The sequence below is a fragment of the Streptomyces sp. NPDC048255 genome (assembly GCF_040652415.1).
Taxonomy (GTDB): domain Bacteria; phylum Actinomycetota; class Actinomycetes; order Streptomycetales; family Streptomycetaceae; genus Streptomyces.
Genome location: NZ_JBEZMA010000001.1, coordinates 111126 through 134977, shown reverse-complemented (window position 1 = coordinate 134977; position 23852 = coordinate 111126). Strand labels below are relative to the sequence as shown.

Here is a 23852-nt window from a genome sequence, read left to right as displayed (position 1 = left end):
CCGTGGAATTGCTGAGGGTCGGCGAGGAACTGCCCGCGCTGGAGATACCGGTCACCCGGACCCTGATCGTCGCGGGCGCCATCGCCTCCCGCGACTACCAGGACGTGCACCACGACGCGTCACTGGCCCGGGAGAAGGGCTCCCCGGACGTCTTCATGAACATCCTGACCACGAACGGCCTGGTCGGCCGGTACATCACCGACCACCTCGGCCCCCACTCCGTCCTGCGCAAGGTGGCCATCCGCCTCGGCGCCCCCAACTATCCGGGCGACACCATGACCCTCACCGGCACCGTCACCGCCCTCGAAGGGGACACCGCCGAGATCCGCGTCGTCGGCACCAACGGCCTCGGCCACCACGTGACCGGCACCGTCACCGTCACCCTGGGGAGGGCCGGATGAGCGTCCGCACCCGCGACGAACTCGGCGGCCGGGCCGCCATCGCCGGTATCGGGGCGACCGAGTTCTCCAAGGACTCGGGCCGCAGTGAGCTGAAGCTCGCCGTCGAGGCCGTGCACGCCGCTCTCGACGACGCCGGACTCAGCCCCGCCGACGTCGACGGCATGGTCACCTTCACGATGGACACCAGCCCCGAGATCACCGTCGCCCAGGCGGCGGGCATCGGGGACCTGTCCTTCTTCTCCCGCATCCACTACGGCGGCGGCGCGGCCTGCGCCACCGTCCAGCAGGCGGCGCTTGCCGTCGCCACCGGGGTGGCCGAGGTCGTGGTCTGCTACCGCGCCTTCAACGAGCGGTCCGGGCGCCGCTTCGGCTCCGGCGTGCAGCAGCGCGAGCCCTCGGCGGAGGGGGCGGCCCTCGGCTGGTCGCTGCCCTGGGGGCTGCTGACCCCGGCTTCCTGGGTGGCCATGGCCGCCCAGCGCTACCTGCACACCTACAACCTCACCCCGGAGGCGTTCGGGCACGTCGCCGTCACCGACCGCCGGTACGCCGCCACCAACCCCGCCGCCTACTTCTACGGCAAGCCCATCACCCTCGCCGACCACGCCGCCTCGCGCTGGATCGTCGAGCCGTTGCGGCTGCTGGACTGCTGCCAGGAGACGGACGGCGGCCAGGCCGTGGTCGTCACCAGCACCGAGCGGGCCCGGGACCTGCGCCGGGCACCGGTGGTGATCACCGCGGCCGCGCAGGGCGCGGGGCGCCGCCAGGAGGGCATGACCTCCTTCTACCGCGACGGGCTCACCGGGCTGCCGGAGATGAACGTGGTCGCGCGCCAGCTGTGGCGGACCAGCGGGCTGCGGCCCTCGGACATCGACGTCGGCATCCTCTACGACCACTTCACCCCCTTCGTGCTCATGCAGCTGGAGGAGTTCGGCTTCTGCGCGCCCGGCGAGGCCGCCGATTTCGTGGCCGCCGACGCGCTGCCCTTGAACACCCACGGCGGCCAGCTCGGTGAGGCGTACCTGCACGGCATGAACGGCATCGCCGAGGCCGTCCGCCAGCTGCGCGGGACCTCCGTCAACCAGGTCGGCGGCGCTGCGCACGCCCTGGTCACGGCTGGTACCGGGGTACCGACCTCCGGCCTGGTCCTCGGCGCCGACGGCTGAGGTCACAGCCGTTCCACGGCCTGAGCCGGGTCCGGTGAGCGCCCCGCCTCCTCCACCTACAGGAGGTGGGGCCCGCACCGGCCCTACAACCTGAGACGGATCCGGCTTCGGCACTTGCGGGCGATCCCAGGCCCCGCGTCCGCTCCTAGCGTGGACACATGACCCCGCCTGTGTGCACGCTCGCCTCGAATCCGACGCCGTACCCGTCGTTCTCGGCGTACGTCCGGACCCGCGGCACGGTCCTGATGCGCACCGCGCGCTCGCTCACCGCCAACCCGTGCGATGCCGAGGACCTGCTCCAGACCGCCCTCGCCAAGACCTACGTCGCCTGGGACCGGATCGAGGACCATCGCGCCCTGGACGGATACGTCCGGCGGACCCTGGTCAACACGCGCACTTCCCAGTGGCGCAAGCGCAAGGTCGACGAGTTCTCCTGTGACGAGATCCCGGAGACGGAGGAGCCGCCGGCCGCCGACCCCGCGGAGGCGCAGGCGCTGCGCGACGCGATGTGGCGTGCGGTGACCCGGCTGCCCGACCGGCAGCGGGCCATGGTCGTCCTGCGCTACTACGAGGACCTGAGCGAGGTGCAGACCGCCGAGCTGCTCGGCGTCTCGGTCGGCACGGTCAAGAGCGCCGTCTCCCGCGCACTCCGCAAGCTCCGCGAGGACCCGGAACTCACCCCGGTCCGCTGAGCCGATCGGGTTGTCCGCTGTTTCACGTGAAACAGCGTCGTTTCACGTGAAACACGGTTCCGGACCGGTCGGCGCGGGGCCGACGTCGGATGTTTCACGTGAAACACGGGCGGGTTTCTACTCCTGGGTAGTGACATGCCGACCGGTACGTGCGCAGAATCGGCAGCATCCGTAGCCGCCGCAGCGCCGCAGCGCTCACCGGGAGGACGCTTTGCTGAGCACCATGCAGGACGTACCACTCCTCGTCACCCGCATACTCCAGCACGGGATGACGATCCACGGGAAGTCCCAGGTCACGACCTGGACCGGGGAGGCTGAGCCGCATCGTCGAAGCTTCGCCGAGATCGGTACCCGCGCCGCCCGCCTCGCCAACGCCTTGCGCGACGAGCTCGGCGTCCAGCAGGGCGACCGCGTGGGAACGCTCATGTGGAACAACGCTGAGCATGTCGAGGCATACTTCGCGATCCCCTCCATGGGCGCTGTCCTGCACACGCTCAACCTGCGTCTGCCCCCCGAGCAGCTGGTCTTCATCGTCAACCACGCCGCCGACCGGGTCGTGCTGGTCAACGGCACGCTGCTGCCCCTGCTCGTGCCGCTGCTGCCGCACCTGCCGACCGTCGAGCACGTCGTCGTCGCCGGCATCGGCGACCGCTCGGCGCTCGAAGGCCTGGACGTGCGGGTGCACGAGTACGAGGAGCTCCTCGACGGCCGTCCCGACAGCTTCGCCTGGCCGGATCTGGACGAGCGCCAGGCAGCCGCGATGTGCTACACCTCCGGCACCACCGGGGACCCCAAGGGCGTCGTCTACTCCCACCGGTCGATCTACCTGCACTCCATGCAGGTCAACATGGCCGAGTCGATGGGTCTGACGTCCGCGGACACCAGCCTCGTCGTGGTCCCGCAGTTCCACGTGAACGCGTGGGGCCTGCCGCACGCCACGTTCATGACCGGCATCAACATGCTGATGCCGGACCGGTTCCTGCAGCCCGCCCCGCTCGCCGAGATGATCGAGCGGGAGAAGCCCTCGCACGCCGCGGCCGTCCCCACCATCTGGCAGGGACTGCTGGCCGAGGTCACCGCGAACCCGCGCGACCTGACCTCGATGAAGCAGGTCACCATCGGCGGCGCGGCCTGTCCCCCCTCCCTCATGGAGGCCTACGACAAGCTCGGCGTCCGCCTCTGCCACGCCTGGGGCATGACCGAGACCTCCCCGCTGGGCACCATGGCGCACCCCCCGGCCGGTCTGGGCGCCGAGGAGGAGTGGCCGTACCGGATCACCCAGGGCCGCTTCCCGGCAGGCGTCGAGGCCCGCCTGGTCGGCCCCGGCGGCAGCTTCCTGCCCTGGGACGGCGCTTCGGCGGGTGAGCTGGAGGTGCGCGGCCCGTGGATAGCGGGCGCCTACTACGGCGGCGCGTCCGGCGAACCCCTCCGCCCCGAGGACAAGTTCAGCGCGGACGGCTGGCTCAAGACCGGCGACGTCGGCATCATCAGCCCCGACGGCTACCTCACCCTGACCGACCGGGCCAAGGACGTCATCAAGTCCGGCGGCGAGTGGATCTCCAGCCAGGAACTGGAGAACGCGCTGATGGCGCACCCCGAGGTCGCCGAGGCGGCCGTCGTCGCCGTTCCCGACGACAAGTGGGGCGAACGCCCGCTGGCCACCGTCGTCCTCAAGGAGGGCGCGACCGTGGACTACGAGGGGCTGCGCGCGTTCCTCGCCCAGTCGATCGCCAAGTGGCAGCTGCCGGAGCGCTGGACGGTCATCGAGGCGGTGCCGAAGACCAGCGTCGGCAAGTTCGACAAGAAGGTGATCCGCAAGCAGTACGCGGACGGCGCCCTGGACGTCACGAAGCTGGACTGACCCGGTCTCAGCCCTTGGTGAGCCATGGCCGCAGCAGCTTGCTGACGGCGGGCATGGCCACGTAGGTCATCAGGGTGCTGAAGACGACGGCGAAGGCGGCCGTCCGCAGTACGAAGTGCAGATCCACCAGGTACGGCCCGAGCACCGCGTTGCCGACGAGCGAGATCGGGAAGATGGCCAGTCCCGAGCTGATCGCCATCTTCCACCGGGGCGGCGCGGGCCGGGTCGTACCCGGCTTGGCGAACCAGGTCTCCATGCCGTGCAGTTCCCGGCGGGCTATCTCCGTGTGGTGGTGGCCGAGGCAGTTCGAGAACCACTGCGCCCGCTCCGCGGAGTCCTGCCAGCGCTGCAACGCCGCCTGATTGCGGAACCGGTGGACCAGGAACCACGGCTCGCCCTGCGAAGCCGGGCGGAAGAGCCCGTACCCGAGGTGGTCCGGGAAGCCCGCGGCCGTTTCCAGGATGCCGTGGGCCCAGGCCTCGAAGTTCTCCTCGTGCCCGGGCTCCACCTGCCGGGCGATCAGCAGGTTCACCTCGCCGTTGTCGGCGGGGACGGTCTGCTCGCTCGTGTTGATGGTGGCCATCGGCCCAGGATTACTAGTTGGTGCCGATCTTGGCCAGCAGGTCCACGATGCGGCCCTGGACGTCCGTGGTCGTGGCCCGCTCGGCGAGGAAGAGCACGCTCTCGCCGGAGGCCAGCCGCGGCAGTTCGGCCGGGTCGATGCCGGCCGTCGTGTAGACGACCAGCGGGGTGCGGTTCAGCTGCCCGTTGGCGCGCAGCCAGTCCACGATCCCGGCCCGCCTGCGGCGCACCTGCATCAGGTCCATGACCACCAGGTTGGGCCGCATCCGGGTCGCCAGCTCCACGGCGTCGGTGTCGGCCCCGGCCCGCGCGACCTGCAGACCGCGCCGTTCCAGCGCGGCGGTCAGCGCGGTGGCGATCTCTTCGTGCTCCTCGATCAGCAGCACCCGGGAAGGGTGCTGCTCGCTGTCGCGCGGCGCGAGCGCCTTGAGGAGGACGGCCGGATCGGCCCCGTACGCCGCCTCGCGCGTGGCGTGCCCCAGCCCGGCCGTGACCAGTACGGGGACCTCCGCGGCCACCGCGGCCTGGCGCAGGGACTGCAGGGCGGTCCGGGTGATCGGCCCGGTCAGCGGGTCCACGAACAGCGCGGCGGGGAACGCGGCGATCTGCGCGTCCACCTCCTCGCGGGAGTGCACGATCACCGGCCGGTAGCCGCGGTCGCTGAGCGCCTGCTGCGTCTGCACGTCGGGCGCGGGCCACACCAGGAGCCGGCGCGGGTTGTCCAGGGGCTCGGGCGGGAGTTCGTCGTCCACGGGCCGCGGTACGGGCCTGTTGACCACCTCGACGGCGCCACCAGGGCCGTCCAGCGGCTCGGGACCCTCGTCGGAGCCCGCCTCGGGGGCTCCTATGGCGAAGGCCCTGCCCTGGGGCGCGGGCTCGGCGAGCCGGCGCCGGCGGCCGGAGCCCGAACCGGCCGGGTCCACGGAGATGCCCTGGCCCAGGGTGCCGAGGGCGCGCACGCTGATCGGCTGCCCCGGCTGGTCATCCGCCGGGGCGTCCTGCGGCTGCCGGGCCCCGGGGACCGCGAGCTGGCCGGAGGTCTCGTCGTCCTCGGGAGCCGTCCGGGCCGCCGGGACCGGCCACGCCGGAGTGGCGGGCAGTGCTCGGCGCCGCCCGGTCGGGTGCGCCGCCTCGGCGGGATCCGGTGCGCCCGCGACGGGCCGCGCGGCGGCGGCCTCGGTCTCGGGCTCGGCCCCGGGCGCGCCCAGCACCCGGCGCCCACGGCGTCCGCCGGTGCTCTCGGAGTCGGCCTCGGCCTCGGCGGGGGCCGGAGCCGGTCCGGCCATGGCGTGGGCCTGCGGCGCCTGCGGAGCCGGGGTCGGTCCCGCGGGCAGCGCGAAGCCGCCCTCGGGGGCGATGGGCCGCGCCGGGGCCTGGGCGGGCGCGGGCGTCGGCCCGAGCCCGGTCGCCGGTACGGGACCGCCGGGCTGCGCCGGCACCGGAGCGCCCGGCTGCTGCGCCGGAGCGGCCGGGCCCAGCGCCCGGCGCCGCCCGGCGGGATGCTCGGTCACCGGAACCGGCGGCACGGAGGGTACGGGCGGCAGTGCGGGCATGGCGGTGCCCTGCGGGGGCACGGGCCGCCCGGCCCCGCCCTGGCCGCCCTCGCCGCTGCCGTCGCCGTCGCGACCGCGGCGGCGACCGGTGCCGAGCCCCGCCGGGTTCACCGGCGACTGGGCCAGCCCGGGCGCCGGGTCCGCGTCCTGCCGGCCGGGGCCCGCCTCGCCCGCCCGGCGCCGCCCGGAGGGCAGCGCCAGCGCGCCACCTCCGCCCTCGGCCGCCTTCGCGGCCACCGGTCCTCCGGGTACCCGCGGTTCGTCGTCCAGGAAGGCATCCACCCCGCGTCGCGCGCGCCGCCCGCCGGAGACCTTCCCGGCGGGGGCCGCGTCGGCCTCCCCGGCTCCGCCCCGGGGCTCCTCCGCCGGCTCCGGCAGCGTCACCGTTCCGGCGCCCGCGCCCAGCGGCAGCTCCAGCACGTACGCACCGCCGGGCGCGCCCGGAACCTCCACGGTCTGCAGTACGCCGCCGTGCGCGGACACGATGCCCCGCACGATCGGCTCGTGCACCGGGTTGCCGCCCTCGTACGGCCCGCGCACCTCGATCCGTACGACGTCACCGCGCTGCGCGGCCGCCACCACGATCGTGGAGTCGCTGTAGCCGTTGCCCTGACGGGTCTTGCCGGTGGCGTCCACCCCGGCGACGTCCGCGATCAGGTGCGCGAGCGCGGTGGAGATGCGGTCAGCGTCGACCTCGGCCTCGATCGTCGGGGCGTGGACGGCGAACTGCGCGCGCCCCGGCCCGATCAGCTCGACCGCGCCGTCGACACCGGCGGTGACGACGCCGTTGATCAGGACCTTCTTCTTCTTGAGCCGGTCGCTGCCGGCGTCCAGGCGCTGGAAGCCGAGCACGTTGTCCACCAGCGTGGTCATCCGGGAGTACCCGGCGGCCAGGTGGTGCAGCAGCTGGTTGGCCTCGGGCCACAGCTGTCCCGCGTCGTCGGCGGCGAGCGTGGCCAGCTCACCGCGCAGCTCCTCCAGCGGCCCGCGCAGCGATTCGCCGAGGACGGCCAGCAGCTGCGCGTGGCGCGCCGCGAGGGCGTCGTAGGGCCGCCGGTCGGTGAAGGTCATGACGGCGCCGACGAGCTGCTCCCCGTCCCGTACGGGAGAGGTGGTCAGGTCGACGGCGACCGGCTGGCCGGCCTTGTTCCACAGCACCTGCCCGCGCACGCGGTGCTTGCGTCCGCTGCGCAGGGTGTCGGCGAGCGGGGACTCCTCGAAGGGGAACGGCGAGCCGTCGGCGCGCGAGTGCTGGACGAGCCCGTGCAGTTCGCGGTTGCCGAGGTCGGTGGCGCGGTAGCCGAGGATCTGGGCGGCGGCCGGATTGACCAGCACCACCCGTCCGTCGGTGTCGGTGCCGACGACGCCCTCGGCGGCGGCCCGCAGGATCATCTCGGTCTGGCGCTGCGAGCGGGCCAGCTCGGCCTCGGTGTCCACCGTTTGCGAGAGGTCCCGTACGACGAGCATCAGCAGCTCGTCACCCGTGTAGGAGGGCTGAGGCTCGCGATAGGCGTCGCGGCCGTCGAGATGCGCGCTGGTGACCTCGACGGGGAACTCGCTGCCGTCCGTCCGGCGGGCGGTCATCCGCGTGGGCTTGGCCCGGCCGCCGTCGTCCTCGCCGGGCCGGCGCATCGAACCGGGGATCAGCTTGGAGTCGAACTCGGGCAGGAGGTCGAGCACGCCGCGGCCGACGAGCCCGGTGCCCGGGCTCTCCATGACCTCGAGGGCGATCGAATTCGCGTTGACGACAGTGCCGTTGGCGTTGACGAGCAACAGCGCGTCCGGAAGAGCGTCGAGTATTGCTGCGAGGCGAGCAGCGCCTCGGGATGGCCTGCTGCTCACGACGAGCTTCCTCCCTGACCACAACTACCGGCAAGTCACGGGAGGAGTCTAAGGCCACAGCCCCGCGGCGGGAGGGCGGATGAGGGGTGGATACCGCCCAAGCCGCGCATCCTCCCAGGTCAGGAACGCCCAGGCGGAAGCAGAGGTTCCAACTCGTCCCAGCGGTTGATCTCGCATCCGTTGGTCCGCCGGAAGGTGGCGTCCACCTTCTGTCCGCGCCAGGTTCCGGTGATCCGGGCGGTGGCCGGGCCCCCGTGCTGCATGTTGCAGATCTGCCGCTTGGAGACGGGGGCGAACGGGTCCTTCCCCTCCCCGGCGAGCTGGTCCAGCCGTGCGCAGGACTCCTCCTTCCAGGGGTGATCGCCGCCCACCGGGTCGCACTCGAGCCGGTACTCCCGGTCCAGCCGGGGGTTCCCGGTGTCGGCCATGGCGATGGTGAGGCGGTCGGGCGCGGCCAGCAGCCGGCCCAGGGGCAGCGGGGGCAGTGGCCCGGCCGCCGTGGCGGCCAGGGCTGAGGTGACGGCGAAGGCGGCGAGACGCAGCATGAGGCACTCCAGGTCGTCCGTACGTCGTACGCCTGACCAACGACGGGGGCCCGCCGACGTTGCGTCCCGGGCGGGCATTAAGGCTTTGCCCTCGGCCCGCTCGTCCTAGTACCGTGGGAGCGGATTGGTGACCGGCCCCGCGCCTGTGTCATCATCTGCACGCACCCTCGTACGCGGGGGTGTGCTGGAGGCGTCGCCTAGTCCGGTCTATGGCGCCGCACTGCTAATGCGGTTTGGGGCTTACCCCCCATCGAGGGTTCAAATCCCTCCGCCTCCGCACTTCACGAAGCCCCGGTCCGCATGGACCGGGGCTTCGGTGCGTTCCGGCCCGCCTGCGACGTCTGTGCGACCCCGGGGCGCCCGGCCAGGCTCAACTGGATGATCTTCTTCCAGGCTGTTTCCGCAGGTCAGTAGTGGTTTGGCTAATGGATTTCGCGTCCCGGCGAGGTCCATGTATTGTTGTTCTCGCAAGGCCAACGGGGCGCAAAACCCCAGCAAGCCAAGCACTCGTAGCTTAACGGATAGAGCATCTGACTACGGATCAGAAGGTTGCAGGTTCGAATCCTGCCGAGTGCACAGCAGACCAGAGGCCCCAGGAGAAATCCTGGGGCCTCTGGCGTTTTCCCGTACAGCAGCGAGGTACAGAGCATGACTGTCCACGTCGCGGATCCCCTGACCGGTGAGGTCCCCGCCCCTGAGCGCGTCTGGTACGCCTCCTACGGCTCCAACATGCACATGGACCGGCTGACCGCCTACCTCGCCGGTGGGACGCCGCCCGGCGCGACGCGGACGTACCCGGGCTGCCGGGACCACCGGGCGCCGGAACGGTCGATCGCCGTCGAACTGGAAGGCTCCCTCTACTTCGCCACCGAGTCCCCGGTGTGGAGGGGAGGCAGGGGCCTCTACGACCCGACGGCCCCCGGGCGTACGAGAGCGCGCGCCCACCTGGTGACCGTGAGCCAGATGTCGGACATCGCCGCGCAGGAGATGTACGAGGAGCCGGGAGCGGACGTCGACCTGACCAGGGTGCTGCGCGAGGGGCGCGATGAGCGGGGCGCCGGGCGGTACGAGACGCTGATCTGCCCGGGGACGATCGAGGGGATCCCCGTCCTGACGTTCACCGCGCCGTGGACCCTCCGGGACATCGATCCGCTCATGCCGTCCGCCGCGTACCTGGGGTACCTGGCCGGCGGTCTGCTGGAGACGGGGCCGTGGGAGGAGGCGGACATCGCCGACTACCTGTCCTCCCGCCCCGGCGCGGCCGGGAACTGGGCACCGGAGCAGGTGCTGGAGCTGCTCACGGCCTCCTCCTTGATGGGGAGGAGGTCCCCCGGGAGATGTCAGGGGGGATCTGGCTCTGCCGGGGGACGTGGACCAGCGGGGGGTCTGGATAGTGTTGCGGGAGATTGACCGAACCTGAGGAAGAGGGGGCTCCCATGGGACTGTTCGGGAATGCGCACACCGTCGACCACGCGTCGGCGCAGCGGGACTACGCGCGGCTGCTGGGGCAGGGGGAGCAGGTGCACGCCGCGTACGTGCTGATCCGGGACACCATCCTGTTCACCGACCGGCGGCTGGTGTTCGTCGACAAGCAGGGGCTCACGGGCAAGAAGGTGGAGTACCACTCCGTCCCGTACCGGAGCATCACGCACTTCTCCGTGGAGACCGCCGGCCACTTCGATCTGGACGCCGAGCTCAAGATCTGGATATCCGGCAGCGCGACGCCGATCGAGAAGACCTTCACCAAGGGCGTCAACATCTACGAGGTCCAGGCGATCCTGACGCAGTTCGTCGCCCGCTGACGCGAGGTCCTGTGGTCCGGACCGGACCTAGAGGACGCGGGGGAGGCCCGTCACCGACATCACCAAGGAGTAGAGGGAGGTGGTGGCGGTGATGAAGAGGCGGTTGTTCTTGGGGCCGCCGAAGGCGATGTTCGAGACCGGTTCGGGGACGCGTACCCGGCCGATCAGGGTGCCGTCCGGGGCGTAGCAGTGGACGCCGGACTCCATCGCGGCCGCCCACAGCCGGCCTCCGTCGTCGAAGCGGATGTTGTCGACCGAGGGGCAGTCGGTGAAGACCCGGTCGCCGGTCAGACGGCCGTCGTCGGTGACCTTGAACGCGCGGATGTGGCCGGCCCGGGTGTCGGCCGCGTAGAGCTCGCTCTCGTCGGGGGAGAAGACGAGGCCGTTCGGGCCCAGGAAGCCGTCCGCGGCCAGGCGGACCGCGCCGGTGGCGGGGTCGGCCCGGTAGAGGTTGCAGGCGCCGATCTCGGCGGGGGCGCGCCGGCCCTCGTAGTCGCTGGTGATGCCGAAGTCCGGGTCGGAGAACCAGACCGAGCCGTCCGAGCGGACCACGGCGTCGTTCGGGCTGTTGAGCCGCTTGCCGTCGAAGCGGTCGGCGATGACGGTGAGGGCGCCGTCCGGCTCGGTACGGGTCACGCGCCGGTTGCCCTGCTCGCAGGTGATGAGGCGGCCTTCGCGGTCCAGGGTGTTGCCGTTGGAGTGCCCGGCCGGGGAGCGGAAGACGGAGACCGCGCCGGTGGCCTCGTCCCAGCGCAGCATGCGGTCGTTGGGGATGTCGCTCCACACCAGCTGGCGCCAGGCCGGCAGGTAGAGCGGGCCTTCCGCCCAGCGGCAGTCGTCGTGGAGCCGCTCCAGTCGGGCGTCGCCGTTGGCGCAGCGACCGGTGCGGAAGCGGTCGTCCAGGATCTCGTACAAGGTGAGGTCGGCTATGGCAGACATGATTCCCCTGTGAGAGTTGCTTTCCGAATAACGTTCGGCGTGATGGTGAGATTGCAGGATCGGGTACCTTCCTCGCAAGAGCCAACGGGCTCATGAGAGGAAGATCGCGTGGACGACATCGACCGGGCGCTGGTCCTGCGCCTGCAGCAGGACGCGGGTCAGTCGTACGCCGCCCTCGGCACCGCCGTGGGGCTCTCGGCCGGCGCCACCCACGAGCGCGTGCGCAAGCTGCGCGAGCGCGGGGTCATCCGGCGGACCACCGTCGACGTCGATCCGGCCGCGGTCGGCAGCGGGGTCCTCGCCTACGTGATGGTCGACTCCAACGCCTGGATGGGCGAGTCCGGCGAGGCCTTCGCCGCGATCCCCGAGATCCAGGAGGCGCACATCATCGCGGGCAGCGCCTCGGTGCTGGTCAAGGTGCGTACGGCCTCCACCGGGCAGTTGCAGGACGTCCTGCGCCGCCTCTACGCCATCGAAGGCGTCAGTGGCACGCACGCCACCGTCGTCCTGGAGACCTTCTTCGAGCGGCCGCTCCCGCTGTGAGCTGGTGGTGCACCGGGATCCGGTGGAAGGACGGCCGGCCCGCCATCGGGTGGCTCGGGGAGGGGCGCGGTGAGCGGGCGAGCGTGCTCGCGTACGGGCAGCGGCTGGCCTTCGCCGCGCGCGGCGAGCGGCACTGCCTGGGCGTGTGGCGGGCCGGGAAGCGGACCGCCTGCCCCACGGCCGCCACCGTCCCCGCCCGGACCGGGAACGCGCAGTGCCCCGAGTGCGCCCGCCTCGACCGGTCGTTCTCGGTGGCCGCCGACACCAACGCGGCCGATCCGCGGACCTACCGCGTCTACCTGGCGTGGTTCGGACCCGGCATGGTCAAGGTCGGTATCACCGCCGAGGAGCGCGGGTCGGCCCGGCTGCTGGAGCAGGGGGCGGTGACCTGGACATGGCTCGGGCGCGGGCCGCTGATGGCGACCCGGCGTACCGAGGAGCTGCTGCGGGCGGCCCTCGGGGTGCCCGACCGGATCGCCTACGCCCGCAAGCGCGCCGTACGGGCACACCTGCCGCCCGCGTCCGAACGGGCCCGGGAGGTCGCCGAGCTGCACGCCCGGGCGGCCGCGCTGCCCGGGTGGCCGGAGTCGCTGGAGCGGCTGGAGTGCGAAATCACCGACCACGCCGGGCCGTTCGGGCTGGACGGGCTGCCCGCGTCCGCCCGGGTGATCACGCAGATGGTCCCCGGCGGGGCGGTGGTGGGGCGGCTGGTGGGCGCGGCCGGGCCCGATCTGCACCTCGCGGACGGGCTCGTGGTGGACACCCGGCTGCTGGCGGGCTGGGAACTCCTCGTCCCCGAGGGCGAGTCGGTGACGGCCGTTCCGGTGGCGGAGATCCCGTCGGCCGCGGCGCCGGAGACCGAGCAGGACGGGCTGTTCTGAGCGGTCCGGGGCGGGTGCGGGTCCGCGGTCAGGGCGGGTGCGCTGTCAGGCGGGTGAGGGTGCGCTGTCCGTGCGGGTGCGCTGCCCGGCCATGGTCAAATCTTGGATCCCTTCGGGCGCGCAGGGCCGATTCCTGTGGACAGGCCGGGGGCGCGCCGCCGAGGGTGGTGGTCATGAGCATCCAGCCAGTACAGGCCTTCGAACCGCCTTACCTGATGGCGGTCTTCACCAATGTGCGCACCTCTGACGACAGCGGCTACCCGGAGACCCTTGCCCGGATGAGCGAGATCGTCCGGGCGAATCCGGGATTCCTCGGCTACGAGTCCGCGCGCACTCCCGGAGGCCTCGGCATCACCGTCGCCTACTTCCGCGACCACGAGTCCCTCGCCGCGTGGCGGCAGGACCTTGAGCACCAGGCGGCCATGAAGCAGGGCCGCGCCGACTGGTACGAGAGCTACACATTGCACGTCGCGACCGTCGAGCGGAGCCACGGCTTTGTCCGCAACGGCTGAGGCGGTCCGCGCCTTCCGCGAGCGGCTCGGGCTGCCCGGACTGGTCGACGTCCACACCCACTTCATGCCCGAGCGGGTCCTGGACAAGGTCTGGGACCACTTCGACGGGGTCGGCCCGCTGACCGGTGTCGAGTGGCCCATCACCTACCGGCACGAGGAGGAGCAGCGCGTCGCGCTCCTGCGGGAGTTCGGGGTCCGGGCCTTCACCGCCATGCTCTACCCCCACAAGCCCGCGATGGCCGCCTGGCTCAACTCCTGGTCCGCCGGTTTCGCCGCCCGGACCCCCGACTGCCTGCACACCGCGACCTTCTTCCCGGAGGAGGGCGTGCACGCGTACACCGTCCGGGCCGTCGACGCCGGGGCCCGGATCTTCAAGGCCCATCTCCAGGTCGGCGGGTACGACCCGAACGACGACCGGCTCGACCCGGTGTGGGGGCTGCTCGCGGAGGCCGGTGTCCCGATCGTGATCCACTGCGGTTCGGGACCAGCCCCCGGCAAGTACACCGGACCCGAGCCGATCGCCCGGCTGCTGGCCCGGCACCCGCGGCTGCCGCTGGTCATCGCCCACATGGGGATGCCCGAGTACACGGACTTCCTCGACCTCGCCGACCGGTACGAGCAGGTGCGGCTCGACACCACCATGGCCTTCACCGACTTCTCCGAGCAGTTCAGCGGCTTCCCGCCGGGTGAGCTCGGCAGGCTCGCGGACCTCGGCGACCGGATCCTCCTCGGCACCGACTTCCCGAACATCCCCTACCCGTACGAGCACCAGCTCGCTGCTCTCGAACGGCTCGGCCTGGGGGACGACTGGCTGCGCGCGGTGTGCCACGACAACGGCGCGCGCCTGTTCCGGCTCGACGGCTGAGCGGCGTTTCTCAGGAGATTCACAGGAAGGGACAAGAACGCTCTCAGAGGTGCCGGTCAGCGTGGCCGTATGACTGCGACGACCACCTCTCACGCGTCCACGTCCACCAGCAACCCCTCGGCCCTGGTACGGCCCGACGGCGGACCCTGCCGGGTGCTCGTCGTCGACGACGAGGCCTCGCTCTCCGAGCTGCTGTCCATGGCCCTGCGCTACGAGGGCTGCGAGGTCCGCGGCGCGGGGGACGGGGCGGCCGCGGTGCGGGCGGCGCGGGAGTTCCGGCCGGACGTCGTGGTCCTGGACATCATGCTTCCTGACATGGACGGGCTGGCCGTCCTCGGACGGCTGCGCCGGGAGATCCCGCAGGTCCCCGTGCTGTTCCTGACCGCGAGGGACTCCGTCGAGGACCGCATCGCGGGTCTGACGGCGGGCGGCGACGACTACGTCACCAAGCCGTTCAGCCTGGAGGAGGTCGTGGCCCGGCTGCGCGGGCTGGTCCGGCGTTCGGGCGCGGCGCAGGCGGCGCGCGGCGGCTCGGTGCTGGCCGTCGGCGACCTGCGGCTCGACGAGGACAGTCACGAGGTGACCCGGGGCGGCCGGGAGATCCACCTGACCGCCACCGAGTTCGAGCTGCTGCGCTATCTGATGCGCAACCCGCGCCGGGTGCTGAGCAAGGCGCAGATCCTGGACCGGGTCTGGTCCTACGATTTCGGCGGCCAGGCCAACGTGGTCGAGCTGTACATCTCCTACCTGCGGCGCAAGCTCGAGAGCGGCCCCGGACTGGCGCCCATGATCCACACCCGGCGCGGAGCCGGATACCTGATCAAGCCGGCCGACTAGTGCCGACCGGCACGTCCCCCGGGCCAAGCCCGTCGCCCAGCCCCGGCCCGTCCCCCAGTCCCGGCGCGGCCCTCGGGCCCGGCAGGCTCCGGACACCGGGCAGGCTCCGGGCACCCCGCAGGCTCCGCACGCCCCGTACGTCGCGCCGACCGCGCACGCCCCGCCGGCGGCTGCCGTGGCGGCGGCCCTGGTCGCTGCGGACCAGGCTCGTCTTCGCGGCGGTCGCGCTGATCGCCGTGGTGGGCGCCGCGATCGGGACGGTCACCACCCTCGCCCTGCGCTCCTACCTGATGGGCCAGCTGGACGAAGAGCTGCACACGGCGGTGAGCATGGCCTCCCGGGGGCCCGGCGCCGCCAAGGCGAGCCGCGAGGGCAACCTCGCCTTCGTGCTGGCCCCCGGCACCCCGCTGGGCACCGCCGGGATCCGCCTCGATCCCGGGGACAAGATCGCCGGGGCGCGCAGCGTTCCCGCCGAGGGCCCCGACCGCGACCACCGCGTATCGCTCACCCCCGCCCAGACCGAGGCCCTCGTGAAGGCCGCCAAGGCCCCGCGCGCGGGCGCGGCCGATCTGGACCTGCCCGGGCTCGGCTCGTACCGGGTGCTCACCGCCTCCGACGGCAGCCTGGCCCTGGCCTTCCCGCTGGCCGGGGTCGACCGGACCGTGGGGACCCTGATCGCGGTGGAGGTCTGTGTCACCGTGGCCGGGCTGATCGCGGCCTCCCTCGCCGGGCAGGCACTGGTCGGCGTAGCGCTGCGCCCGCTGCACCGGGTGGCCGCAACCGCCACCCGGGTCTCCGAACTCCCCCTGCACAGCGGCGAGCCCGCGCTCCACGAACGGGTCCCGGAAGCCGAGGCGGACCCCCGTACCGAGGTGGGCCAGGTCGGGGCCGCGCTGAACCGCATGCTGGGCCACGTCTCCTCCGCGCTGACGGCCCGCCAGCAGAGCGAGACCCGGGTCCGGCAGTTCGTCGCCGACGCCAGCCACGAGCTGCGCACTCCACTCGCCTCCATCCGCGGCTACGCCGAGCTGACCCGGCGGGGACGGGAGGAGCCCGGCCCCGACACCCGGCACGCCCTCGGCCGCATCGAGTCCGAGGCGACCCGGATGACCGGGCTGGTCGAGGACCTGCTGCTGCTGGCCCGGCTCGACGCCGGCCGCCCGCTCTCCCGCACCGACACCGACCTCGCGCCGCTCGTCGTCGACGCCCTCAGCGACGCCCGGGCCGCCGGACCCGGGCACCACTGGCGGCTGCGGCTTCCCGACGAGCCCGCGCCCGTGAGCGCCGACCCGGCCCGGATCCAGCAGATCCTGGTCAACCTCCTCGCCAACGCCCGTACGCACACCCCGCCCGGCACCACGGTCACCGCCCATGTTTCACGTGAAACATCCGCCGTCCGGCTGCGGATCGAGGACGACGGCCCCGGCATCCCGCCCGCCCTGCTCCCCCACGTCTTCGAGCGCTTCGCCCGCGGTGACGCCTCCCGTTCCCGGGCGGCGGGCTCCACCGGCCTCGGGCTGGCCATCGTCCAGGCCGTGGTGGGCGCGCACGGCGGACAGGTCGGCGTACGGAGCGAGCCGGGCCGGACCTGCTTCGAGGTGCTGCTGCCGCTCGCCGCCAAGCCCCCGGCCGACGGCGCGGGCGCGGACTCACAGACGGGGCACAGGCTCACCACACAGCGATGACAGGGCGCCCCGCGAGGGTCGAGGCATGTCAACCGACGCCTCTCCCGGTGCCCTTCCGGCACGGGCGCCCCTCGCGCCCCTGCCCGGTGAGCCCGTACTCGACGTCGTGATCCCGGTCTTCAACGAGGAGAAGGACCTCGGCCCCTGTGTGCGCCGCCTGCACGGCCACCTCAGCCGCACCTTCCCCTATCCCTTCCGGATCACCGTCGCCGACAACGCCAGCACCGACCGCACCCCCGAGATCGCGGCCGCCCTCGCCGCCACGCTCGACGGCGTACGCAGCACCAGGCTGGAGGAGAAGGGCCGGGGCCGGGCACTGCGCACCGTCTGGTCCGGCTCCGACGCGCCCGTCCTCGCGTACATGGACGTGGACCTCTCCACCGACCTCAACGCCGTCCTGCCGCTCGTCGCTCCGCTGATCTCCGGCCACTCCGACCTCGCCATCGGCACCCGGCTCGCCCGTTCCTCGCGGGTCGTGCGCGGAGCGAAGCGGGAGTTCGTCTCCCGTGCCTACAACCTCCTGCTGCGCTCCTCCCTCGCCGCCCGGTTCAGCGATGCCCAGTGCGGGTTCAAGGCCATCCGCCGCGAGGTCGCCGAGCGGCTGCTGCCGCTGGTGGAGGACTCGGGCTGGTTCTTCGACACGGAGCTGCTGGTGCTGGCCGAGCGGGCCGGGCTGCGGATCCACGAGGTCCCGGTGGACTGGGTGGACGACCCCGACTCCACCGTCCACATCGTCCGGACGGCCACCGAGGACCTCAAGGGCGTCTGGCGGGTCGGCCGGGCGCTCGCCGTCGGCGCGCTCCCGCTCGACCGGCTGGCCCGCCCCTTCGGCGACGACCCGCGCGACCGCACCGCCGTCCCCGACGTGGACCGCGGGCTGCCCCGCCAGCTCCTCGGCTTCTGCGCCGTCGGGGCGCTGTCCACCCTGCTCTACCTGCTGCTCTACTCCGTCTTCCGCGCCGGAACCGGCCCCCAGCTCGCCAACGGAGCCGCCCTGCTGCTCTCCGCCGTCGCCAACACCGCCGCCAACCGGCGGCTGACCTTCGGTGTCCGGGGCCGTCGCCGGGCCGTACGCCACCAGGCCCAGGGACTGGTGGTGTTCGCCATCGGCCTGGCCCTGACCAGCGGCTCCCTCGCCGCCCTCGGCGCGGCCACGGCGGAACCCGGGCACAGCACCGAACTGGCCGTCCTGATCACCGCCAACCTCGCCGCCACCGTGCTGCGGTTCCTGCTCTTCCGCGCCTGGGTCTTCCCCGAGCGGCGCGCAGCCCATATGAAGACGCCCATCTCCAAGGAGGGCCGATGACCACGGCCGTACCGACCGCCTTCACCCCACCCGCGCCCGACCGGGCCGCTGCCACGGCGGCCGTCGGCCGGCCCGCCTGGGAACGGCCCGCCCTCGCCGTGCTGCTGTTCTCCACCGCCTTGCTGCTGCTCTGGAACCTGGGCTCCTCGGGCTACGCGAATTCCTTCTACTCCGCCGCCGTACAGGCGGGCAGCGAGAGCTGGAAGGCCTTCTTCTTCGGCTCCTCCGACGCCGGGAACTCCATCACCGTCGACAAGCCCCCGGCCGCGCTGTGGCCGATGATGCTGTCCGTCCGGCTCTTCGGGCTGGGCTCCTGGCAGATCCTCGTTCCGCAGGCCCTGATGGGCGTCGCCACCACCGGCGTGCTCTACGCGGCCGTCCGCCGCCAGTTCGGCCCGGCCGCGGGACTGCTCAGCGGGGCCGCCTTCGCGCTGACCCCCGTCGCCGCACTGATGTTCCGCTTCAACAACCCCGACGCGCTGCTGACCCTGCTGCTGACCGTCACCGTCTACTGCCTGATGCGCGCCCTCGACGGGGCCCACACCCGCTGGCTGGTGTGGGCCGGGGTCGCCGTCGGCCTCGCCTTCCTCACCAAGACCCTCCAGGCCTTCGTGATCCTGCCGCCGCTCGCCCTGCTCTACGCCGTCTGCGCGCCCACCCGGCTGCGCAGGCGCCTGGGCCAGCTGCTGCTCGCCGGGCTCGCGATGGTGGTGGCCGGCGGCTGGTGGGTGGCAGTGGTGGAGCTCTGGCCCGCGGACTCCCGCCCGTACATCGGCGGTTCGCAGACCAACTCCTTCCTGGAGCTGACCCTCGGCTACAACGGTCTGGGCCGGATCAACGGCAACGAGACCGGCAGCGTCGGCGGCGGCGGGCGCGGCGGCGGAGGTGGCGGAGGCTGGGGAGAGACCGGCATCGACCGGCTGTTCTCCGCCAATATCGGCGGTCAGATCTCCTGGCTGCTGCCTGCGGCGCTGGTCCTGCTCGTAGTGGGACTGGTGGTCACCTGGCGGGCCCGCCGGGCCACCGACTCGCTGGAGAGCATGGCCCGGGCGGCCTTCCTGGCCTGGGGCGGCTCGCTGCTGATCACCGCGCTCGTCTTCAGCTTCATGCAGGGCATCTTCCACGAGTACTACACGGTGGCGCTGGCACCGTTCGTGGCCGCGCTGATCGGGATGGGCGTCGCCGTGCTGTGGGAGGAGCGGGGCAGCCTGGCCGCCGCGCTCACCCTTTCCGGGGTGCTCGTGCTGACGACCGTCTGGTCGTACGTACTTCTCGGCCGGGCCGCCGACTACCTGCCGTGGCTGCGCTGGACGGTCCTGGCGGCCGGGGTGCTCGCGGCGGCCGGGCTGCTGGCCGGTGCCCGGCTGGGCGGCGGCCGGGCTCTGCCGGCCGTGGCCGCACTGGGCCTGGGGGCAGCCCTGGCGGGCCCGTTGGCATACTGCCTGACGACCGTGAGCACGGGCCACACGGGCTCGATCGTGACCGCGGGACCGGCGGTGGCGGGCGGCCGGGGCGGACCCGGCGGGATGATGCGCCTCGGCGCGGGCGGCGAGCAGCCGCCGAACGGCCAGGGCGGCCCGGGCGGGGCGCCCCAGGGGAGCCCCGGCCAGGCGATGCCGAACGGCCAGGGAGGCCAGGGTGGCCCCGCTGCCCAGGGCGGGCCCGGCGGCGGCCGGGACGGCCAGGGGGCGCAGGCGGGCCAGAGCCAGGCGGGCCGGGGTCAGGCGGGCCAAGGCCAGGCCGGTCAGGGAGCTCAGGCCGGTCAGGCCGGGCGCGGCTTCGAGCGGGCCGGCGGAGGCCAGGGCGGCCCCGGCGGGCTGCTCGGCGGCACCCGGGTCGGAGCCGAGGCCACGGCGGCCCTGCGCGCCGACGCGGAGAAGTACACCTGGGCAGCGGCCGGCATCGGCTCGCAGAACGCGGCGAGTTACCAGCTGGCCTCCGGCGAGCCGGTGATGCCGATCGGCGGTTTCAACGGAAGCGACCCGTCGCCGACGCTGGAGCAGTTCCAGGAGTACGTGAAGGCCGGGAGGATCCACTACTTCATCGGCCAGAGCGGCTCGAACGGCCAGACCGAGCAGGGCGGTGAGAACGGTCCCGGCATGCGCCAGGGCGGCGGACCGGGCGGCGGCACCAGCAGCGCCATCGAGACCTGGGTGAAGGAGAACTACACCGAGCGCACGGTCGGCGGGGCCACCCTCTACGACCTCACCGCGCCGAAGGCCTGACGGCCGGGGCAGCCGGGGCAGCCGGGGCAGCCGGAACGGTCGGTCCGTCAGACCGCCGCACGGCCCGGGCCGATGGGGGTGTGCGCCTCCCTCCGCCCGGGCCGGATCCACTCCTCACGCGGCCTCGCTCCACCCCCTAGGATCAAGGGGGCGCACCGGGCATACCGGGCTCAACCCTGGGCGTCTGAGGAGGGCTTCCCATGGTGACCGCGGCCGATCCCGGCGAGACCCGGGCCAGTGTGTGGCTGGAGACCCGGCCCGCCGCCCCCGCCAGACGCCGCAGCGAGGCCCCCTCCGGCCTCGACCGGGAGCGGATCACCGCGGCCGCCGTGCGGCTGCTGGACGCCGGCGGGCTGGCCCGGTTCTCGATGCGGCGGCTCGCCGCGGGGCTCGGGGTCACCGCCATGTCCCTGTACTGGTACGTGGACACCAAGCACGACCTGCTCGAACTCGCCCTGGACCGGGCCCTGGGCGAACTCGTCCTCTCCGAGCCGGAAGAGCCGGAAGAGCCGGAAGGGCCGGCAGCGCTGAGAGAGCCGCGGGAGCCAGGGGAGGCAGGGGAGCCAGGGGAGCCAGGGGAGCCGGCGGAGGCGGGCTGGCCCGCCGGGCTGCGGGCCCTCGCCCGGGCCTACCGGCGGCTGCTGGCGGACCACCCCTGGGTGGCCCCGCTCACCGCGGCCTACCCGAACATCGGCCCCCACGCCCGGGCCTTCGACACCGCCCTCCAGCGGCTGCTCGACGCCACTGGCCTGGCGGACGCCGCCCGGGCCGGCGCCCACCTGGCCGTCTCGCAGTTCCTGCACGGCTGCGGCGGCACGGTCCGGCGGGCCTCCGAGGGGGACTTCTGCCTCGCGATCGAGGTCCTGATCGCGGGCATCGAGGCGAAGGCCACCGCCTGAGCCCACGGATCGCGGGCTCGGGCGGTGGCCTCAGCGGGGTGGCTCGGGGATCAGCCCCGAGCCCCCTCCCCCGTGGTCGCAGCAGTGTCAGCAGCCGCAGCGGCCGTGGATCCCGTCGTCGCCGTGGATGCCGTGGCGGCCACCGCCACCGCAGGCGCCGGGGCCCGTGTGGCCTCGGACCCGGCTCCGGCCGGTGCGGAGCCTGCCGGTGCGGAGCCGGCCGCCGGGGCGTGCGCCGCGGGGCTCGACTTCAGCGCGACCTCCTTGATGAACAGCACCAGCACGAGACCGAGCAGCGCGAACGGGGCGGCGTACAGGAAGACGTCGCCGACGCCGTGCCCGTACGCGGACTCGACGACCTCGCGGAACGGCGCGGGCAGCTTGTCGAGGTCGGGGATCCCGCCGCCGGCGGTGCCGCCGTGGCCCATGGCCGCGGCCTCCGGGCCGAGTGCGGCCAGCCCGTCCTGGACGTAGTGCGTGACCCGGTTGGCCATGACCGCACCGAGCGCGGAGACGCCCATGGCGCCGCCGAGGGAGCGGAAGAAGGTGACGACGGAGCTGGCCGCGCCCAGGTCCTCGGGAGCCACCTGGTTCTGGGTGGCGAGGACCAGGTTCTGCATCATCATGCCGAGGCCGAGCCCGGTGAGGGCCATGTAGACCGCGATGTGCCAGTACGGGGTGTCGTAGCGCAGGGTGCCCAGGAGGCCGAGTCCGGCCGTCAGGAGTACGCCACCGGAGACGAGCCAGGCCTTCCACTTACCGGTCTTGGTGATCACCTGACCGGAAAGGGTGGAGGAGACGAAGAGCCCGGCGATCATCGGAATCGTGAGGACTCCGGACATCGTGGGGGACTCACCGCGGGCCAACTGGAAGAACTGGCTGAAAAACACGGTCCCCGAGAACATCGCGATGCCCACGAACAGCGAGGCCGCCGAGGCGAGGGTGATGGTCTTCTTGCGGAACAGCCGCAGCGGGATGATCGGGTCGCTCGCACGGGATTCGACGAGGACGAAGAGCAGGCCGAGCAGCACCGCGCCGCCGGTCATCGCCCAGGTCTGCCAGGAGATCCACTCGTAGGAGTCGCCGGCCTGCGTGACCCAGATCAGCAGCAGCGAGACGGCCCCGCTGATCAGGAAGGCGCCGAGCCAGTCGACCTTGACGTCCCGGCGCACCACGGGCAGCCGCAGCGTCTTCTGCAGGACGATCAGCGCGATGATCGCGAAGGGCACGCCGACGTAGAAGCACCAGCGCCAGCCCAGCCACTCGGTGTCGGTGATGACACCCCCCAGCAGCGGGCCGCCGACCGTGGCGACGGCGAAGACCGCGCCGAGGTAGCCGCTGTACCGGCCGCGCTCGCGCGGGGAGATCATCGCGGCCATGACGATCTGCGCCAGGGCGGACAGGCCGCCGACCCCGATGCCCTGGACCACGCGGCAGGCGATGAGCATGCCGGTGTTCTGGGACAGGCCCGCGACCACGGAGCCGAGGACGTAGATCACCAGGGATATCTGGACCAGCAGCTTCTTGCTGAAGAGGTCGGAGAGCTTGCCCCACAGCGGGGTGGCCGCCGTCATCGACAGCAGGGCCGCCGTGACCACCCAGGTGTACGAGGACTGGGTGCCGCCGAGGTCGCTGATGATCTGGGGCAGGGCGTTGGAGACGATCGTGGAGGAGAGGATCGCCACGAACATGCCGAGCATCAGCCCGGACAGGGCCTTCATGATCTGCGGGTGGGTCATGGACGTGCTGCCGGACGTGGTCTCCGACCGGCCGCCGCCTCCCCGCACACCGGTGGGTGTGGTCGTAGCCATGTGTTTCCTTACGTTCTAGAAGCTCGATCGGAGTCGGGCCAGCAGGGTGTTCAGTACGTCGATGTCCTGGGGCGACCAGTCGGCCAGCGCTCTTTCCAGCGCGTCCGTGTAGCGGGCGCCGAGCTCGGCGAGGAGCGCGCTCCCGGCCGGGGTGAGCCGCAGGATCCGGCAGCGTCCGTCGCCCGGGTCGGCCAGGCGCTCGATCCAGCCGCGGTCGGCCACGTGGGCCACGTGCCGGCTGGTCACCGAGATGTCGACGGCCATGAACGAGGCGAGCCTGCTGAGCCGCATCTCGCCGTGCCGGTCGAGCACGGTGAGGACGGCGGCGGCGCCGGGCGGGCAGTCCGGGGGCAGGGTGCGGGCGAGATCGCGCTTGACCGCGCCGATTCCGGTGAGCTGGCGGGCCAGCTCCTGGTACCGGCCGCCGGTTGCCGGAAGCGCCGGAACTGCCGGACCCGATGGAACCGCCGGACCCGGTGGCGCCGACGGAGCGGTCGACGCCGAAAGAGCGACCGGAGCGACCGGAGCGATCGGAGCGGTGGAAGTGGTCACCGGGCGGCCCCCATCTTGTTGCTTAGGGCAACCATAGAAGCAGATGGTTGTTGCAGGCAAATGAATCTGGGGGTTGGGGCGGTAAAGGAATCGGAAAACCCGCTAGGGTCCTGCCCCATGGCTGCGAACCACAACTCACAGGGCCCCGAGGGCAACTACGACCCCGCGGGCAGCACTCAGATGTTCCGGGCGTTCGTGGAGGAGGCCGCGCCGGTCAGGCAGGCCGGCCCCGGAGCCCGCCGGCAGCGCCGCGCCGAGCAGCAGCAGGCCGGCTCGAAGAAGGCCGTGTGGCTGGGCCTGGCCTTCGGGCTGGCGCTCGTCCTCGGCGCCGCCCTGTGGCTCGTCCTGCGCTGATC

At 72.7% G+C, this 23852-nt stretch carries 22 protein-coding genes and 2 tRNA genes; 18 read left to right on the top strand and 6 right to left on the bottom strand.

Annotated elements, in window-relative coordinates; all coding sequences use genetic code 11:
- Positions 1 to 11 precede the first annotated feature (11 nt).
- From AB0D94_RS00665 to AB0D94_RS00650, 4 genes are all read left to right on the top strand, one after another.
- Positions 12 to 401, top strand: coding sequence for a MaoC family dehydratase (locus AB0D94_RS00665; protein WP_362044411.1), 390 nt, complete (start codon positions 12 to 14; stop codon positions 399 to 401).
- The gene (locus AB0D94_RS00660; protein ID WP_362043814.1) at positions 398 to 1564 is read left to right on the top strand and encodes a lipid-transfer protein; all 1167 of its coding nucleotides are present in this window, start codon (positions 398 to 400) and stop codon (positions 1562 to 1564) included. Before AB0D94_RS00665 ends, AB0D94_RS00660 begins: the two co-directional genes overlap by 4 nt.
- A 158-nt stretch (positions 1565 to 1722) precedes the next feature.
- Positions 1723 to 2256: a SigE family RNA polymerase sigma factor gene (locus AB0D94_RS00655; RefSeq protein WP_362043812.1), complete on the top strand. Its 534-nt coding sequence runs from the start codon at positions 1723 to 1725 to the stop codon at positions 2254 to 2256.
- A gap of 211 nt (positions 2257 to 2467) precedes the next feature.
- Positions 2468 to 4117 carry a long-chain fatty acid--CoA ligase gene (locus AB0D94_RS00650; RefSeq protein ID WP_362043810.1) on the top strand — a complete coding sequence of 550 codons (1650 nt, stop codon included), beginning with the start codon at positions 2468 to 2470 and terminating at the stop codon, positions 4115 to 4117.
- A gap of 7 nt (positions 4118 to 4124) precedes the next feature.
- Here AB0D94_RS00650 and AB0D94_RS00645 read toward each other — a convergent pair whose 3' ends face one another.
- The 3 genes from AB0D94_RS00645 to AB0D94_RS00635 all read right to left on the bottom strand — a co-directional run bounded on the left by AB0D94_RS00645 (position 4125) and on the right by AB0D94_RS00635 (position 8639).
- Positions 4125 to 4700: an antibiotic biosynthesis monooxygenase gene (locus AB0D94_RS00645; protein ID WP_362043808.1), complete on the bottom strand. Its 576-nt coding sequence runs from the start codon at positions 4698 to 4700 to the stop codon at positions 4125 to 4127.
- Between the two features lie 13 nt (positions 4701 to 4713).
- Positions 4714 to 8094 (bottom strand): PAS domain-containing protein, encoded by a 3381-nt coding sequence (locus tag AB0D94_RS00640; RefSeq protein WP_362043806.1) that lies wholly within the window; start codon positions 8092 to 8094, stop codon positions 4714 to 4716.
- A gap of 119 nt (positions 8095 to 8213) precedes the next feature.
- Positions 8214 to 8639, bottom strand: coding sequence for an SSI family serine proteinase inhibitor (locus tag AB0D94_RS00635; RefSeq protein WP_362043804.1), 426 nt, complete (start codon positions 8637 to 8639; stop codon positions 8214 to 8216).
- Positions 8640 to 8825: 186 nt separating this feature from the next.
- Between AB0D94_RS00635 and AB0D94_RS00630 the strand changes: the two genes are divergently transcribed.
- The 4 genes from AB0D94_RS00630 (at position 8826) to AB0D94_RS00615 (ending at position 10441) form a co-directional block, all read left to right on the top strand.
- Positions 8826 to 8916: transfer RNA gene (locus AB0D94_RS00630), tRNA-Ser, on the top strand.
- A 226-nt stretch (positions 8917 to 9142) separates the two neighbouring features.
- Positions 9143 to 9215: transfer RNA gene (locus AB0D94_RS00625), tRNA-Arg, on the top strand.
- 72 nt (positions 9216 to 9287) lie between these two features.
- A complete protein-coding gene (locus AB0D94_RS00620) occupies positions 9288 to 10049 on the top strand; it encodes a histone deacetylase (protein ID WP_362043802.1) in 762 nt (253 codons plus the stop codon).
- A gap of 26 nt (positions 10050 to 10075) precedes the next feature.
- Complete coding sequence (locus tag AB0D94_RS00615) at positions 10076 to 10441, top strand: PH domain-containing protein (protein ID WP_362043800.1); 366 nt, start codon at positions 10076 to 10078, stop codon at positions 10439 to 10441.
- Positions 10442 to 10468: 27 nt separating this feature from the next.
- Here AB0D94_RS00615 and AB0D94_RS00610 read toward each other — a convergent pair whose 3' ends face one another.
- Positions 10469 to 11380 carry an SMP-30/gluconolactonase/LRE family protein gene (locus tag AB0D94_RS00610; protein WP_362043798.1) on the bottom strand — a complete coding sequence of 304 codons (912 nt, stop codon included), beginning with the start codon at positions 11378 to 11380 and terminating at the stop codon, positions 10469 to 10471.
- Positions 11381 to 11488: 108 nt separating this feature from the next.
- Between AB0D94_RS00610 and AB0D94_RS00605 the strand changes: the two genes are divergently transcribed.
- The 9 genes from AB0D94_RS00605 (at position 11489) to AB0D94_RS00565 (ending at position 21133) form a co-directional block, all read left to right on the top strand.
- Entirely contained in the window at positions 11489 to 11923 is a 435-nt protein-coding gene (locus AB0D94_RS00605; RefSeq protein WP_362043796.1) for an Lrp/AsnC family transcriptional regulator, read from the top strand.
- Positions 11920 to 12804 (top strand): DUF2797 domain-containing protein, encoded by an 885-nt coding sequence (locus AB0D94_RS00600; protein ID WP_362043794.1) that lies wholly within the window; start codon positions 11920 to 11922, stop codon positions 12802 to 12804. Before AB0D94_RS00605 ends, AB0D94_RS00600 begins: the two co-directional genes overlap by 4 nt.
- Before the next feature lie 173 nt (positions 12805 to 12977).
- Positions 12978 to 13316 carry an antibiotic biosynthesis monooxygenase gene (locus AB0D94_RS00595; protein WP_362043792.1) on the top strand — a complete coding sequence of 113 codons (339 nt, stop codon included), beginning with the start codon at positions 12978 to 12980 and terminating at the stop codon, positions 13314 to 13316.
- Positions 13300 to 14181 carry an amidohydrolase family protein gene (locus AB0D94_RS00590; RefSeq protein WP_362043790.1) on the top strand — a complete coding sequence of 294 codons (882 nt, stop codon included), beginning with the start codon at positions 13300 to 13302 and terminating at the stop codon, positions 14179 to 14181. The genes AB0D94_RS00595 and AB0D94_RS00590 overlap by 17 nt, the downstream gene beginning before the upstream one ends.
- Positions 14182 to 14250: 69 nt before the next feature.
- A complete protein-coding gene (locus AB0D94_RS00585; RefSeq protein WP_362043788.1) occupies positions 14251 to 15018 on the top strand; it encodes a response regulator transcription factor in 768 nt (255 codons plus the stop codon).
- Between the two features lie 236 nt (positions 15019 to 15254).
- Positions 15255 to 16703 (top strand): HAMP domain-containing sensor histidine kinase, encoded by a 1449-nt coding sequence (locus AB0D94_RS00580; protein WP_362043786.1) that lies wholly within the window; start codon positions 15255 to 15257, stop codon positions 16701 to 16703.
- A 25-nt stretch (positions 16704 to 16728) separates the two neighbouring features.
- Positions 16729 to 18009 (top strand): bifunctional glycosyltransferase family 2/GtrA family protein, encoded by a 1281-nt coding sequence (locus AB0D94_RS00575; RefSeq protein ID WP_362043784.1) that lies wholly within the window; start codon positions 16729 to 16731, stop codon positions 18007 to 18009.
- Complete coding sequence (locus AB0D94_RS00570) at positions 18006 to 20234, top strand: glycosyltransferase family 39 protein (protein ID WP_362043782.1); 2229 nt, start codon at positions 18006 to 18008, stop codon at positions 20232 to 20234. Before AB0D94_RS00575 ends, AB0D94_RS00570 begins: the two co-directional genes overlap by 4 nt.
- Positions 20235 to 20434: 200 nt before the next feature.
- A complete protein-coding gene (locus AB0D94_RS00565; protein WP_362043780.1) occupies positions 20435 to 21133 on the top strand; it encodes a TetR/AcrR family transcriptional regulator in 699 nt (232 codons plus the stop codon).
- Between the two features lie 50 nt (positions 21134 to 21183).
- Here the strand turns inward: AB0D94_RS00565 and AB0D94_RS00560 are convergent, their stop codons facing one another.
- Together AB0D94_RS00560 and AB0D94_RS00555 are read right to left on the bottom strand one after the other, a co-directional pair.
- A complete protein-coding gene (locus AB0D94_RS00560; RefSeq protein WP_362043778.1) occupies positions 21184 to 22944 on the bottom strand; it encodes an MDR family MFS transporter in 1761 nt (586 codons plus the stop codon).
- Between the two features lie 15 nt (positions 22945 to 22959).
- Positions 22960 to 23352: a MarR family transcriptional regulator gene (locus AB0D94_RS00555; RefSeq protein WP_362044409.1), complete on the bottom strand. Its 393-nt coding sequence runs from the start codon at positions 23350 to 23352 to the stop codon at positions 22960 to 22962.
- A 261-nt stretch (positions 23353 to 23613) separates the two neighbouring features.
- Here AB0D94_RS00555 and AB0D94_RS00550 point away from each other — a divergent pair, with 261 nt between their 5' ends.
- Entirely contained in the window at positions 23614 to 23850 is a 237-nt protein-coding gene (locus AB0D94_RS00550) for a hypothetical protein (RefSeq protein WP_362043776.1), read from the top strand.
- Positions 23851 to 23852: the final 2 nt, after the last annotated feature.